Below are 13,300 nucleotides of genomic sequence, written 5' to 3' on the forward strand. Positions count from 1 at the left end.
CCGACTGGCGGCACCTGCCGCCGCAAACCATTCAATATCATTAAAGAAGATTATGTCCGATCAAAACAAGCCAGCCACGCCCAAGCAAAACAAGAAGCCTGAAAGCAAATACCCGGTCAACATGACGGAAACCCCGTTCCCGATGCGCGGCGACATGGCCAAGCGCGAGCCGCAATGGGTACAGCAATGGCAAGACAAGAAAATCTACGAACGCGTGCGTAAGGCCGCCGCCGGCCGTCCGAAATTCATCCTGCATGACGGCCCGCCGTACGCGAATGGCGATATCCACCTGGGCCACGCCGTCAACAAGATCCTCAAGGACATGGTCGTCAAATCGCGCTCGCTGGCCGGCTTCGACGCGCCCTATGTACCGGGCTGGGATTGCCACGGCATGCCGATCGAGATCCAGATCGAAAAACTGCACGGCAAGAACCTGCCTACGGCCGAAGTGCTGGAAAAAGCGCGCGCCTACGCCAACGTGCAGGTCGAGCGCCAGAAGAAAGACTTTATCCGCCTGGGCGTGCTGGGCGAGTGGGACAACCCCTACCTGACGATGGCGCACGGCAATGAAGCGGACGAATTGCGCGCGCTGGGCAAGCTGCTGGAAAAAGGCTATGTCTACCGCGGCCTGAAACCGGTCAACTGGTGCTTCGACTGCCAGTCGGCGCTGGCCGAAGCGGAAGTGGAATACGCGGAAAAACGCGATCCCGCCATCGATGTCGGCTTCAAGTTCGCCGAGCCGGCCAAACTGGCGGCCGCCTTCGGCCTGCCATCGCTGCCGACCGATAACGGTTTCATCGTCATCTGGACCACGACGCCGTGGACCATCCCGTCGAACCAGGCGCTGAACGTGCACCCGGAAGTCAAATACGCGCTGGTGAAAGCCGAGCGCGATGGCCAGCCATTGCTGCTGATCCTGGCGCAAGACCTGGTCGTGGCCAGCCTGGCGCGCTTCAAGCTCGAAGGCACGACGATCGCCACCTGCGACGGCGCGGCCCTGGCCGGCATCAGCTTCCGCCACCCGCTGCATGCGAGCGACGCTTTCTATGACCGCCTGTCGCCCTTGTACCTGGCCGAATACGTGACCACGGAAAGCGGCACGGGCGTGGTGCACTCGGCGCCAGCCTACGGCCTGGACGACTTCATCTCGTGCAAGGCGCACGGCATGAAGGACGACGACATCATCAAGCCCGTCATGGGCGACGGCAAGTTCGCCTCGACACTGCCCCTGTTCGGCGGCATGACCATCTGGGAAGCGTCGAAGCCGATCTGCAACGCCTTGCGCGAAGCGGGCGCGCTGTTCGAAGTCAAGATGTTCGACCACAGCTACATGCATTGCTGGCGCCATAAGACGCCGATCATCTACCGCGCCACCTCGCAGTGGTTCGCCGGCATGGACGTGACGCCGAAAGACGGCGGCGCGACCCTGCGCGAGACGGCCCTGAAAGGCATCGCCGACACCGAGTTCTTCCCGGACTGGGGCCAGGCGCGCCTGCACGGCATGATCGCCAACCGTCCCGACTGGACCCTGTCGCGCCAGCGCCAGTGGGGTGTGCCGATGGCCTTCATCGTGCACAAGGAAACGGGCGACCTGCATCCGCGCACGCCGGAACTGCTGGAGCAAGTGGCCAAGCTGATCGAAAAGAACGGCATCGAGGCATGGCAGGCGCTCGATCTGAAAGACCTGATCGGCGACGAAGCGGCCATCTACGCCAAGAACAAGGACACGCTGGACGTGTGGTTCGATTCCGGCGCCACGCACCAGACGGTGCTGGGCGGCCCGCAAGGCCACGGTTCGCACTCGACGCAGCTGCAATTCCCGGCCGACCTGTACCTGGAAGGCTCGGACCAGCATCGCGGCTGGTTCCACTCGTCGCTGCTCGTGTCGTCGATGCTGAACGGCCGTCCGCCGTACAAGGCCCTGCTGACGCACGGCTTCACGGTCGATGGCGAAGGCAAGAAGATGTCTAAGTCGCTGGGCAACACGCTGGCGCCGCAAAAGATCTCGGACACCCTGGGCGCGGACATCCTGCGCCTGTGGATCGCCTCGACCGACTACACGGGCGAGCTGTCGATCTCCGACGAGATCCTCAAACGCGTGACGGAATCGTACCGCCGCATCCGCAACACCCTGCGCTTCCTGCTGGCCAATACGTCGGACTTCAATCCGGCCACGGACGCCGTGCCGGTGGCGGACATGTTCGAAATCGACCGCTATGCGCTGGCCAACATGGCATCGCTGCAAACGCAGATCGAGAACAATTACGCGCGCTACGAGTTCCACCCGGTCGTGTCGAAGCTGCAGACGTACTGCTCGGAAGACCTGGGCGGCTTCTACCTGGACATCTTGAAGGACCGTTTGTACACCTCGGGCCTGACGTCGCATGCGCGCCGTTCGGCGCAGACGGCCCTGTGGCACATCACGCAAAGCCTGCTGCGCCTGATGGCTCCGGCCCTGTCGTTCACGGCCGAAGAAGCATGGGCTGTCTTCGCAGGAAGCGAAGCCTATGCCGCCAGCGATGAAACCATCTTCACGCAAACGTGGTGGCAGCTGCCGGAAGTGGCGGATGCCGCCGGCCTGCTGGAGAAATACACGGCACTGCGCGCCGTGCGCACGGATGTGACGAAACAGCTGGAAGACTTGCGCACCTCGGGCGCCATCGGTTCGTCGCTGCAGGCGGAACTGACGATCAAGGCCGCGCCGATGAAGTACAAGCTGCTGACCACCCTGGGCGAAGACTTGAAGTTCGTCTTCATCACCTCGCAGGCAACCGTGGCTGAAGTGGCCGACGAAGCGGCAGAAGAGGTGGTCGTGGCCGCGTCGACGGCGCCGAAGTGCGAGCGCTGCTGGCACTACCGTGCGGACGTGGGTACGGACGCCGCGCATGCTACCCTGTGCGGCCGCTGCGTCAGCAATCTGTTTGGCGCGGGCGAGAAACGCCGCTTCGCCTAAAACAGCAAGCCGGGGCTGGATGACTTCCGCCCCGCTCCCACCGCCGCTGCCCCAAGGGTAGCGGCGGCTTTATCTTCCCTGGAAAAATATGGCCACTAAAAACCGTTTTTCATCGAAATCGTCATCGTCTGCGTCGCTCGTGCCATGGCTGGGCATTGCCGCCATCGTCATCCTGTTCGACCAGATCACCAAGATCACAATCCTGAAGACCTTCCGTTATGCGCAGGAGATGGTCATCACCTCGTATTTCAACCTGGTGCTCGCGTATAACAAGGGCGCCGCGTTCAGCTTCCTGTCCGACCAAGGCGGCTGGCAGCGCTATTTCTTCACCGGCATCGCCCTGGCGGCCGCCATCTACATCATCTATCTGCTGAAAAAGCACGCGGGCCAGCGCATGTTCTGCTGGGCCCTGGCGCTGATACTCGGCGGCGCGCTGGGCAACGCCATCGACCGCCTGATGTACGGCCACGTGGTCGACTTCCTCGACTTCCACTGGAAAAGCTGGGGCCATTTCCCCGCTTTCAATATCGCCGACAGCGCCATCTGCATCGGCGCGGCCCTGTTCATCATCGATGAACTGCGCCGGGTAAACAAATAGACACGCGGGAGAACGGCATGGAATTGTCCGGCAAAAAAATCGTCCTGGGACTGTCAGGCGGCGTCGCCTGCTACAAGGCGGCGGAACTGTGCCGCGCGCTGACCAAGGCCGGCGCCTCGGTGCAAGTGGTGATGACGGATGCGGCCAGCCACTTCATCACGGCCGTCACGATGCAGGCGCTGTCCGGCCACCCCGTGCACACGAGCCAGTGGGATGCGCGCATAGCCAACAACATGGCGCATATCGATTTGACGCGCCATGCGGACGCCATCCTGATCGCGCCGTGTTCGGCAGACTTCATGCGCAAGCTCGCGCATGGCGTGTGCGACGACCTGCTGTCGACCCTGTGCCTGGCCCGCCCATCCCACCTGCCCCTGCTGGTGGCGCCGGCCATGAACGTGGAAATGTGGCAGAACCCCGCCACGCAACGCAATGTGCAGCAGCTGCGCGACGACGGCATCAAGCTGTTCGGCCCGGCCGCCGGCGAACAGGCATGCGGCGAAGTTGGCCTGGGCCGCATGCTGGAACCGGAGCAATTGCTGACGGAACTGATCGCTTCCTTCCAGCCGAAAGTCCTGGCGGGCAAGCGCGTGCTGGTCACGGCCGGCCCCACGTTCGAAGCCATCGACCCCGTGCGCGGCATTACCAATCTGTCCTCGGGCAAGATGGGCTATGCGGTGGCGCGCGCGGCGCGCGAAGCGGGCGCCGAGGTGCTGCTCATTTCCGGCCCGACGGCCCTGGACGCGCCATTCGGCGTGCGCCGCATCGACGTGCAAAGCGCGCAGCAGATGCATGATGCCGTACTGGCCCACGTCGACGGCCAGCATGTCTTCGTCGCCGTGGCCGCCGTCGCCGACTGGCGCGTGGCCAACGCCAGCGACCAGAAGATGAAAAAGCAGGCCGACGGCTCCGTGCCCGAACTGCAGTTCGCGCAAAACCCCGACATCCTGGCCACCGTGGCGGCACGCACCAACCTGGCCGGCTATCCGTACTGCGTGGGCTTTGCCGCCGAATCGGAAAACCTCGTGGAATTCGGCTCGACCAAGCGTGAAAAAAAGGGCATTCCCCTCCTGGTCGGCAATATCGGCCACAACACGTTTGGCCAGGACGACAACACCATCATCCTGTTCGACGAAGAAGGCCATACCGTGCTGCCGCGCGCCTCGAAACTGAACCTGGCGCGCCAGCTGATTTCGGAAATCTCGAAGCGCATTGCCAAGAATTCGCTGCTCAAATAATCCCATTAAACGACTTAGCTTAGTTAGTTAGATTCATGAAAAATATCGACATCAAGATCCTCGACGCCCGCATGAAAGAACTGCTTCCGGCCTACGCCACGCCCGGCAGCGCCGGTCTGGACCTGCGCGCCTGCATAGCCTCAGCGATCACCATCGAAGCCGGCCAGACCGTGCTCATTCCCACCGGCCTGGCCATCCACATCGGCGACCCGTCGTATGCGGCCATGATCCTGCCGCGCAGCGGCATGGGCCACAAAAACGGCATCGTATTGGGGAATCTGGTAGGCTTGATCGACTCCGATTACCAGGGCCAGCTGATGGTATCGACCTGGAACCGGGGCCAGAGCGCTTTCACGCTCAATCCCATGGAACGCCTGGCGCAACTGATTATCGTGCCGGTGCTGCAAGTGGGCTTTAACGTCGTCGAGGAATTCGGCGACAGCGAACGCGGTGTTGGCGGTTTCGGCAGCACCGGCAAACATTAACAGCGACTGACAAACCGTAGCGAGCGGATGTGAGTTGTGGCTGAGAAGCGGAGCTGTGCGAATGCACAGTGAGCATCGGAGGCCGCAAATCGCGCCGCGCAGTAGGTTTTGTCAGGAGCTACACGAAGGAATAGTCCATGCCAGGTTTCCGCCATCTGATCCCAGCCCCAACTTCGCTGCGCCGATTGGCCACTCCTCTCCTGTTGGCCAGTGCGGCCATCCTCGCTGGTTGCACCACCCCGATGACGAATGTCAGCGGCCCGTTCAACGTCGTGCCGGCGCCCGATGCGCCCGCGCCGACGGCGCAGCAAAAGGCGGCGCAGGAAGAACTGGTGAAGATGGTGGCGCTGCAGGACCGCCTGTCGAAAGTCTCGGCGCCCCTGCTGATCAACAATGCGGATCTGTGCAAGACGTATGCGCGCAACCTGCTGGGCTTCACGGCGCAGAACAAGTATTCCTACCCTGGCATCTATGCCGACGCGGCGCAGGCGGCCCTCGGCTACGGCGAACAGATGCAGGTGTCCGGCGTCTTGCCGGGCAGCGGCGCCGCGCGCGCCGGCTTGCGCAAGGGCGACGGCTTGCTGGCCGCCGAAGGCAAGCCGCTGCCGGCCGGCCCGAAAGCGGAAGGCCCGTTCGGCGCCATCGTCGGCCCGCTGGCCTCGAAAAGCGCGAGCCTGAACATGACCATCGCCCGCGACGGCCAGCAGCAGGACCTCAAAATTCCCGTCACGCGCGCCTGCGCCTTCCGCGTCGCCCTGGGCAATGCGGACAATATCAACGCGTATTCAGACGGCGGACGCATCATGCTCACGCGCGGCATGGTCAACGCGGCGCAAAACGACGAAGGCATCGCCTTCGTGATCGCCCGCGAAATGGCGCACAACATCCTCGACCACGCGCGCAGCCAGCGCACGGCAGGCACGGCAGGCAGCATCATCGACAGCCTGGGCGCTGTGCAGCCCGACGTGTCGATGCTGACGGGCGCCGCCGGCATCAAGGCCATGCCGCAGGAACTCGACGTGCAAGCCGACACCCTGGCCATCTACCTGCTGGCGCGCGCCGGCTACAACGTCGACAACGCCGCGCGCTTCTGGCAGCGCCTGGCCGCGCAAGTGCCGGCGACGGTCGCCAACGGCTACACGGCCCTGCACCCGGGCACCAACTCGCGCATGGCGGCCGTCAACCGCGCCGTCATCGACGTACGCGCAAAGCAGGCGGCGAAGAAGCCGTTGAAGCCTTAAACGCCAAAGGCGCCTGATGCAGCAGGTTTGCTCAGGCGCCGGGGAAATTCGGGAAGTAGGTGCCCATAACCCAGGTCAGGGCACCGCAAAACACCACCGCCAGGAAAAGGGCGATGAGCAGTTTGCCAAACTTGGGGATGCCGTCATCTTGCGTCTTTTGGTCGTTCGACATGAAACTCTCCGCAGGCTGTTGGAGAGCGTAGTATAGCCACAATATTAAAAAATATTCCATACTTTGCCGCCTACCTGCGGCTTTCCTTCCGCGCCCCATGGACAGCATCGACCTTGAAGTTCTGAAAACCAGCGCCGCCTGGCTGGCCGCCGGCCACCGCTGCGAACTCGTCACCGTCATCAAGACGTGGGGTTCCAGCCCCCGCCCCGTGGGCGCCACCCTGGCTATCTGCGACGATGGCACGGTGGTCGGTTCCGTTTCCGGCGGCTGCATCGAAGATGATTTGATCGATACCGTGCGCGTGCACGGCATCGTGCGCACGCAGCCGGAAATCGTCAGCTACGGCATCAGCGCGGACGAGGCACACCGCTTCGGCCTGCCCTGCGGCGGCACCATCGAACTGGCCATCGAACCGCTGCATGCGGACAGCAAGGTGGCCGAACTGCTGGCGCGCCTGGAAGCGCATGAACTGGTCGAACGCCGCCTGGATCTCGATACCGGCGCCGTCACCCTGCGGCGCGCCACGCCGGGGGCCGTGCTGGCCCTGGAAGATGGCATGCTCACCACCCAGCACGGCCCCCGCTGGCGCTTGCTGATCATCGGCGCCAGCCAGCTGTCGCGCTTTGTGGCGCAGATCGCCACGGCCATGGACTACCACGTCATCGTCTGCGACCCGCGCGAGGAATACCGGGGCGGCTGGAACGTGCCCGGCGTGCCCCTGCTGCACGCCATGCCGGACGACCTCGTGCTCGAACTCAAGCTCGATAGCCGCAGCGCCGTCGTCGCCCTCACGCACGACCCCAAGCTCGACGACCTGGCCCTGATGGAAGCGTTGAAATCGCCGGCGTTCTACGTGGGCGCGATCGGCTCGCGCGCGAATAACGCCAAGCGCCGCGAACGGCTGCTGCAGTTCGACGTCAGCGCAGAACAGCTGGCGCGCCTGCATGGACCCATCGGCCTGTACATCGGCAGCAAGACGCCGGCCGAAATCGCCATTTCCATCCTGGCCGAACTGACGGCCGTGAAAAATGGCGTGCCCGACGCCCTGCAGATCCAGCACGCGGCGGCCCTGAGCCCGCCCACCACGGACATCTGCGCGCTAAGGTAAAAAGCAAGAAACGCGGTGCGCCCGCATCGCCTCCCTGATACCGTCCCTGACTTTGCCCCCCACCATGACCCTGCTGCACTGGACCCTCCCCCTGCCCGCCGGCTACCGCCGCGACGACGTCATCGCCTTCCACAGCCGCGATGGCGAAGCCGTGGCCGAACAGGTCACCGAGACTGGCCTGCGCAAGGGCATCCTGCTGCAAGGCGTGCCGGTCGTGCTGGACGTGGCCTTCACGGACGCTGCGGCCATCTGCCAGGCAGACATCGATGGCGATGCGGACCTTCAAACGCCGCTGCACGGCGCCTTGTTGAACATCCTCGGCCTGCGCATCGACCCGCAACCGTTCGCGCAACTGGCCGCCGGCGACCCGCTGCTGGCGCCCTTGGTCAGCGTCAATCCGGGCCTGCGCATCGTGCAATCGGCCAGCCCGTTCGAGGCGCTGACCTGGGCCATCATCGGCCAGCAGATCAACCTGCCGTTCGCCATTTCCCTGCGCCGTACTTTCATTCTGCAGGCGGGACACCGGCACGGCAGCGGCCTGTGGTGCTATCCCGAGGCGCGCGACGTAGCCAGGCTGGAAATCGAGGATCTGACCAGCCGCAAATTCTCGCGCGCCAAGGCGGAAACCGTGCTGCGCCTGGCACGCCTCGTCGATGAGGGAGAACTGTCGCTGGAGCTGCCGCCTTCCGGTGACGTGGCGGCGATATCGCAAGCGCTGCTGGCCGTGAAGGGCATCGGCCCGTGGACCGTCAACTACGCGCTGCTGCGCGGCTACGGCTATGCCGACTGCTCGCTGCATGGCGACGTGGCCATCCGCGCCGCCCTGCAAAAGCTGCTCGGCGAAGTAACGAAACCGGACATGGCGCGCACGGAACAGTGGCTGCGCCAGTACGCCCCGCACCGCACCATGGCGGCGGCCCACCTGTGGGCCAGCCTGCATCCAAAAAATAATCCGCCAGCGCGGGAATAAACGGCGGGCGACACGCGTCTATCCCTTGCAAGCCCCCAAAACCTCAAGGAGACCATCATGCGCTTTACCACTTTCGCCGCCACCGCCCTGTTCACCGCCTTGTCCGCCCCGCTGGCGTTCGCCGCCGACGTCATGCCCGCCAACGGCATGCTGGTCAACGCCAGCGGCATGACCGTCTACGTGTTCGACAAGGATGTCGCCGACAGCGGCAAGAGCGCCTGCAGCGGCGGCTGCCTGGTGGCCTGGCCCGCCGTCATCGCCACCGAAGCGGCGCCCGCCGCCCCGTATGGCAGCATCAAGCGCGAAGACAACGGCGCCATGCAGCTGACCTACAAGGGCAAGCCTCTGTACCTGTACAAGGAAGACAAGAAGCCGGGCGACGTGGCCGGCGACAATTTCAAGAACGTGTGGCACGTCGTCAAGCCGTAAGCAGCCCTTCCCGCCGCCACGATGGCCACGCAAGACGATAGCCGCCAGCTGCAAGCGTGCCTGCCCGGCCTGCGCCGCTATGCGCGCGCGCTGGCGGGTGCCGCGCACGCGGACGACCTGGTGCAGGACACCGTGGAGCGGGCCTGGCGCAAGCTCGATCAGCGGCAGCGCGGCGGCGAGATGCGGCCCTGGCTGTTCTCCATCATGCACAACCTGCACGTGGATCAATTGCGCCGTCCCGGCCTGGCGCTGCAGGAGCTCGACGACGACGCCCTGCTGCCCGCGCCCGAGCGTACGCCGGGGCAGTCCATCGCCATCGGCGAAATGGATGCGGCGCTGGCCCGCTTGCCGCTGGGGCAGCGCGAAGTGATCCTGCTCGTCGCGCTGGAACAGATGCCGTACGAGCAGGTGGCGGCCACCCTGGACATCCCCGTCGGCACCGTGATGTCGCGTTTATCGCGCGGGCGCGAGCGGCTGCGCGAACTGCTCGACGGCCGCCCCGTTGGCAGCCATGGCGCCCCCACCCTGAAAGTCGTGAAATGACAACGCAAGCCATCAGCGAAGCGCAATTGCACGCCCTGGCCGACGGCGTCCTGCCCGAGGAACAGCGCGCGGCCATCGATGACCACCTGCGCGCGCATCCCGACGATGCCGCCAGAGTCGGCGCCTGGCGCGAACAGAACCGGCAACTGCGCGCCCTGTTCGATCCCGTGCTGGACGAAGCCGTGCCGCCGACGCTGCTGCAAGCGACATCGCCAGCGGCGGCGAACGGCACCTGGCAGCGCCCCGCCATGCAGGCGGCAGCGGCCGTCGTGCTGGTGCTTGCTGGCGGCATGGGCGGCTGGCTGCTGCGCGGCGATGCCGGCGACAGCATCACCACCAGCGCCAGCCCCCTTGCCCTGGCGCGCAGCGCCGCCATCGCCCATGCCGTCTACACGCCCGAAGTGCGCCACCCCGTCGAGGTGGGCGCGGAACAGGAGGCGCACCTGGTGCAATGGCTGTCGAAACGCCTGGGTACGAAATTGCAGCCGCCCGCGCTGTCGCCGCTCGGTTATCGCTTGATCGGCGGACGCTTGCTGCCCGGCGATGGCGACGGCCCCGTGGCGCAATTCATGTATGAAGATGGCGGCGGCAAGCGCCTGACCCTGTACGTGGCGAAAGAGCGGGCCGGCAGGCAGGAAACGGCCTTCCGCTACACGCAGGAAAAGGAATTGAGCGTGTTTTACTGGATCGACGGCCAGCTCGGTTATGCCCTCTCGGCGAACCTGCCCAAGCAGGAACTGGGCAAGATCGCCGGCGCCGTGTACGCGCAGCTGGAACAGCCGCGTTAAGTTAAGGTTGGCGCGCGCCGCTGTGCGCGTAATCCGGCGAGGTGGATCGCTCCGGCCAGCAAGCCCAATACAACGCCAAACACCGCCACGCCCGTCCAGCCGAAACGCTGCATCAGCCAGCCGCTCACCGCCACGCCGGCGGCGCCGCCGATGAAGGTCGCCGTCATGTACAGGCTGTTGATGCGGCCCTGGGCGGCCGGATCGACGGCAAAGGCGCGCGTCTGGTTGGCCACCAGGGCAGCCTGCACGCCGATGTCGAGCACGATGACGCCGATCACCAGCAAGGCCAGCGACGAGGCGGCGCCCGCCAGCAGCAGGTAGGACAAGGTCACGATGGCGATGCTCAATCCAATGACCGTGCGCGAACCGAGTCTGTCGGTGGCCCTGCCGCCCACAGTGGCGGCCAGCGCGCCGGCCGCGCCGATGATGCCGAAGGCGCCGGCCCAGGCGCTGCCCAGATGCCATGGGCCGTTGGCCAGCAGCGAGGCCAGGTTGACCCAGAACGCATTGAAGCACGCCCACAACAGCGCCTGGATCAGCATCGATTCGCGCAGGGGACGATGGTCGCGCGCCAGTGGCCACAACGACGCCAGCAAGCCAAGGTAGGAGAGCTGGCTACCCGGTTTCCCGCGTGGCAGCAAGGCCGCCGCCGCGATCCACACGGGCACCATGAATGCCGCTTCCATGGCGTACACGGCGCGCCAGCCCCAGGCCTCGCCCACCACGCCGGCCACCGTGCGCCCGAGCAGGATGCCCACCATGATGCCGCTGACCACCGTGCCGACGGAACGGCCGCGCTCAGCGGGCGGCGACATGCTCGCGGCGAGCGGCACCAGTTGCTGCGGCACGCAGCTGACGATGCCCAGGCCAAACGAAGCGCCGATCAGCGGCCAGATGCCCGGTGCCAGCGCCGCCGCCAGGGCGCAAACGAAAGCCAGCGCGATCTGCCCCAGCACCAGGGTGCGCCGGTCGACGCGGTCGCCCAGCGGCAGCAGCAGCGCCAGCCCCGTGGCAAAGCCCAGCAGCGCCGCGCCGGCGACCAGGTTGACGGCCGCCAGATCGACACCGAGGCCGGACTGGATCAGGGGCAGGATAGGCTGGGTGCAATAGATGTTGGTGATGACCGCACCAGCGATTACCGCCATCATGAGGATCTTGCCGCGCGGCGCGGACGCCACGGTGTGTGCATCGGGCGGGGGAATGGGTGTGGGGCGCATGGCGCTCTCCTTTCAAGTTGCCGCGGCGACGTGCCGCAGCGAAGGAGACCAGCTTACTTACTTGCACCAACAAAGAGAATCCCATAAGATTGAGAATCATTCTTCCAATATTTGACAGGATCACATGAGAGCAAGCGATGGATAGACTGGAATCCATGACCATCCTGCTGGCCGTGGTGGACGCGGGCAGCCTGTCGGCCGCCGCACGCCATCTCGGCATGCCGCTGGCCAACGTCAGCCGCAAGGTGGCGGCGCTGGAAGCGCACCTCAACACGCGCCTGCTGCACCGCACGACGCGCCAGCTGTCGCTGACGGAGGCGGGCCACTCCTACGTGGCCGCGTGCCGCCGCATCCTCGAAGAGATCGGCGAAGCGGAGCGTATTGCGACGGGCGAATATGCGGTGCCGAAAGGCGAACTGACGATCACGGCGCCCGTCATGTTCGGACGCCTGCACATCGTGCCCGTGGTGGCGGCGTTCCTCGCCCGCTATCCGGACATCGAGATCAAGCTGGTACTGACGGACCGCGTCCTGCACCTGATGGACGAGCAGGTCGACGTGGCCGTGCGCATCGGCGACCTGCCCGACAGCAGCTTCGTGGCGACGCGGGTCGGCACGGTGCGCCGGGTCGTCTGCGCCAGCCCCGGCTACCTGGCCGCGCATGGCACGCCAACTGCGCCGGGCGATCTGGCCGCGCATGCCTGCATCAGTTTCGAGGTGCTGGAATCGCGGCGCGCCTGGGTCTTCGGCACGGGCAAGGCTGCGCAGTCCGTGCCCGTGCACTCGCGCCTGGCCGTCAATACGGTGGACGCGGCGATCGCCGCCGCCACCCTGGATGCGGGCGTGATCCGCGTGCTGTCGTATCAGGTCATGGACGCCCTGCGCGGCGACAGGCTGCGCATCGTGCTCGCACCGTTCGAAGCGGCGCCCTTGCCCGTCAGCCTGCTGCACAAGGGACAAGCGCCGCTGCCATTGAAATTGCGCGCCTTCCTCGATTTCGTCACACCGCTGTTGCGCGCGGTGGCACTGGACGTCAGCCCAGCGCGCGTTGGAGTTCCGCATACGCGTCGACCAGCCGCTCCTTCGAATAGCCGCGATTGAGCCCACTGGGATTGGGCAAGATCCACACACGCGCGCCGCCGAAGCGCTCTGCCTGTTCGCCCCACTCCAGCTGGCGCTTGCCCGTCATCGCCGCGTAGGCGGCCTTGCCCAGGAAGGCGATCCACTGCGGCCGCATCAATACCAGTTTATGTTGCAGGCCCGCCGCCGCTTGCGCGAATTCGTCCGCCCCCACCTGGTCCGCGCGGCTGGTCGGGCGGCCGACGGCCGCCGTCAAGCCCAGTCCGAAATCGAGCACGCTGGCATCGTCCTGCGGCGCCACCAGATGCGGCGTGAATCCAGCCAGGTGCAGCACGGGCCAGAAGCGGTTGCCGCGGCCGAGAAAATGGTGGCCGGCCGCCGCCGCGTCCACGCCGGGATTGAGGCCGCAAAAGACCACCTGCAAGCCGGGAGCGAGGATATCGGGCAAGCCTTGCGCCGCTGCGATGTATGTCATGGAG

Annotated in this window: 14 protein-coding genes; 11 read left to right on the forward strand and 3 right to left on the reverse strand. The window is 65.5% G+C overall.

Going from position 1 to position 13,300, the window contains the following annotated elements; genetic code table 11:
• The first annotated feature begins 52 nt into the window (after positions 1 to 52).
• From ileS to OPV09_RS23830, 5 genes are all read left to right on the forward strand, one after another.
• Positions 53 to 2,953 (forward strand): isoleucine--tRNA ligase, encoded by a 2,901-nt coding sequence (gene ileS / locus OPV09_RS23810; protein WP_338679526.1) that lies wholly within the window; start codon positions 53 to 55, stop codon positions 2,951 to 2,953.
• An 88-nt stretch (positions 2,954 to 3,041) separates the two neighbouring features.
• Positions 3,042 to 3,551 carry a signal peptidase II gene (lspA, locus tag OPV09_RS23815; RefSeq protein WP_034754175.1) on the forward strand — a complete coding sequence of 170 codons (510 nt, stop codon included), beginning with the start codon at positions 3,042 to 3,044 and terminating at the stop codon, positions 3,549 to 3,551.
• A 17-nt stretch (positions 3,552 to 3,568) separates the two neighbouring features.
• Positions 3,569 to 4,789: a bifunctional phosphopantothenoylcysteine decarboxylase/phosphopantothenate--cysteine ligase CoaBC gene (coaBC, locus tag OPV09_RS23820; protein WP_338679527.1), complete on the forward strand. Its 1,221-nt coding sequence runs from the start codon at positions 3,569 to 3,571 to the stop codon at positions 4,787 to 4,789.
• A 35-nt stretch (positions 4,790 to 4,824) separates the two neighbouring features.
• A complete protein-coding gene (dut, locus tag OPV09_RS23825; protein WP_034754180.1) occupies positions 4,825 to 5,274 on the forward strand; it encodes a dUTP diphosphatase in 450 nt (149 codons plus the stop codon).
• A gap of 137 nt (positions 5,275 to 5,411) precedes the next feature.
• Positions 5,412 to 6,515, forward strand: a complete 1,104-nt coding sequence (locus OPV09_RS23830) for a M48 family metallopeptidase (RefSeq protein WP_070303583.1) — start codon at positions 5,412 to 5,414, stop codon at positions 6,513 to 6,515.
• Positions 6,516 to 6,546: 31 nt separating this feature from the next.
• Here OPV09_RS23830 and OPV09_RS23835 read toward each other — a convergent pair whose 3' ends face one another.
• Complete coding sequence (locus OPV09_RS23835) at positions 6,547 to 6,687, reverse strand: hypothetical protein (RefSeq protein ID WP_162995759.1); 141 nt, start codon at positions 6,685 to 6,687, stop codon at positions 6,547 to 6,549.
• A gap of 97 nt (positions 6,688 to 6,784) precedes the next feature.
• Between OPV09_RS23835 and OPV09_RS23840 the strand changes: the two genes are divergently transcribed.
• The 5 genes from OPV09_RS23840 (at position 6,785) to OPV09_RS23860 (ending at position 10,525) form a co-directional block, all read left to right on the forward strand.
• A complete protein-coding gene (locus tag OPV09_RS23840) occupies positions 6,785 to 7,795 on the forward strand; it encodes an XdhC family protein (RefSeq protein ID WP_338679528.1) in 1,011 nt (336 codons plus the stop codon).
• Between the two features lie 64 nt (positions 7,796 to 7,859).
• On the forward strand, positions 7,860 to 8,765 hold the full coding sequence (locus OPV09_RS23845) for a DNA-3-methyladenine glycosylase 2 (RefSeq protein WP_338679529.1): 906 nt from the start codon (positions 7,860 to 7,862) through the stop codon (positions 8,763 to 8,765).
• A 57-nt stretch (positions 8,766 to 8,822) separates the two neighbouring features.
• Positions 8,823 to 9,194 (forward strand): COG4315 family predicted lipoprotein, encoded by a 372-nt coding sequence (locus tag OPV09_RS23850; RefSeq protein ID WP_058050557.1) that lies wholly within the window; start codon positions 8,823 to 8,825, stop codon positions 9,192 to 9,194.
• Positions 9,195 to 9,215: 21 nt separating this feature from the next.
• The gene (locus OPV09_RS23855) at positions 9,216 to 9,737 is read left to right on the forward strand and encodes an RNA polymerase sigma factor (protein ID WP_072455442.1); all 522 of its coding nucleotides are present in this window, start codon (positions 9,216 to 9,218) and stop codon (positions 9,735 to 9,737) included.
• Complete coding sequence (locus tag OPV09_RS23860; protein ID WP_338679530.1) at positions 9,734 to 10,525, forward strand: anti-sigma factor; 792 nt, start codon at positions 9,734 to 9,736, stop codon at positions 10,523 to 10,525. The genes OPV09_RS23855 and OPV09_RS23860 overlap by 4 nt, the downstream gene beginning before the upstream one ends.
• Here OPV09_RS23860 and OPV09_RS23865 read toward each other — a convergent pair.
• The gene (locus tag OPV09_RS23865) at positions 10,522 to 11,742 is read right to left on the reverse strand and encodes an MFS transporter (RefSeq protein ID WP_338679531.1); all 1,221 of its coding nucleotides are present in this window, start codon (positions 11,740 to 11,742) and stop codon (positions 10,522 to 10,524) included. The genes OPV09_RS23860 and OPV09_RS23865 overlap by 4 nt on opposite strands.
• Before the next feature lie 137 nt (positions 11,743 to 11,879).
• On the opposite strand from OPV09_RS23865, the gene OPV09_RS23870 reads away from it, so the two are divergent.
• Positions 11,880 to 12,842, forward strand: a complete 963-nt coding sequence (locus OPV09_RS23870; protein ID WP_319990911.1) for a LysR family transcriptional regulator — start codon at positions 11,880 to 11,882, stop codon at positions 12,840 to 12,842.
• On the opposite strand, the gene mug is transcribed toward OPV09_RS23870, so the two are convergent.
• Positions 12,775 to 13,296, reverse strand: a complete 522-nt coding sequence (gene mug, locus OPV09_RS23875) for a G/U mismatch-specific DNA glycosylase (RefSeq protein ID WP_338679532.1) — start codon at positions 13,294 to 13,296, stop codon at positions 12,775 to 12,777. The genes OPV09_RS23870 and mug overlap by 68 nt on opposite strands.
• Positions 13,297 to 13,300: the final 4 nt, after the last annotated feature.

Origin of the sequence: Janthinobacterium sp. TB1-E2 (assembly GCF_036885605.1) — a bacterium.
Taxonomy (GTDB): domain Bacteria; phylum Pseudomonadota; class Gammaproteobacteria; order Burkholderiales; family Burkholderiaceae_D; genus Janthinobacterium; species Janthinobacterium aestuarii.

Coding starts and splice junctions, on each gene's coding strand:
- ileS (WP_338679526.1), top strand. CDS start 53: ATGTCCGATCAAAACAAGCCAGCCACGCCCAAGCAAAACAAGAAGCCT.
- lspA (WP_034754175.1), top strand. CDS start 3,042: ATGGCCACTAAAAACCGTTTTTCATCGAAATCGTCATCGTCTGCGTCG.
- coaBC (WP_338679527.1), top strand. CDS start 3,569: ATGGAATTGTCCGGCAAAAAAATCGTCCTGGGACTGTCAGGCGGCGTC.
- dut (WP_034754180.1), top strand. CDS start 4,825: ATGAAAAATATCGACATCAAGATCCTCGACGCCCGCATGAAAGAACTG.
- OPV09_RS23830 (WP_070303583.1), top strand. CDS start 5,412: ATGCCAGGTTTCCGCCATCTGATCCCAGCCCCAACTTCGCTGCGCCGA.
- OPV09_RS23835 (WP_162995759.1), bottom strand. CDS start 6,687: ATGTCGAACGACCAAAAGACGCAAGATGACGGCATCCCCAAGTTTGGC.
- OPV09_RS23840 (WP_338679528.1), top strand. CDS start 6,785: ATGGACAGCATCGACCTTGAAGTTCTGAAAACCAGCGCCGCCTGGCTG.
- OPV09_RS23845 (WP_338679529.1), top strand. CDS start 7,860: ATGACCCTGCTGCACTGGACCCTCCCCCTGCCCGCCGGCTACCGCCGC.
- OPV09_RS23850 (WP_058050557.1), top strand. CDS start 8,823: ATGCGCTTTACCACTTTCGCCGCCACCGCCCTGTTCACCGCCTTGTCC.
- OPV09_RS23855 (WP_072455442.1), top strand. CDS start 9,216: ATGGCCACGCAAGACGATAGCCGCCAGCTGCAAGCGTGCCTGCCCGGC.
- OPV09_RS23860 (WP_338679530.1), top strand. CDS start 9,734: ATGACAACGCAAGCCATCAGCGAAGCGCAATTGCACGCCCTGGCCGAC.
- OPV09_RS23865 (WP_338679531.1), bottom strand. CDS start 11,742: ATGCGCCCCACACCCATTCCCCCGCCCGATGCACACACCGTGGCGTCC.
- OPV09_RS23870 (WP_319990911.1), top strand. CDS start 11,880: ATGGATAGACTGGAATCCATGACCATCCTGCTGGCCGTGGTGGACGCG.
- mug (WP_338679532.1), bottom strand. CDS start 13,296: ATGACATACATCGCAGCGGCGCAAGGCTTGCCCGATATCCTCGCTCCC.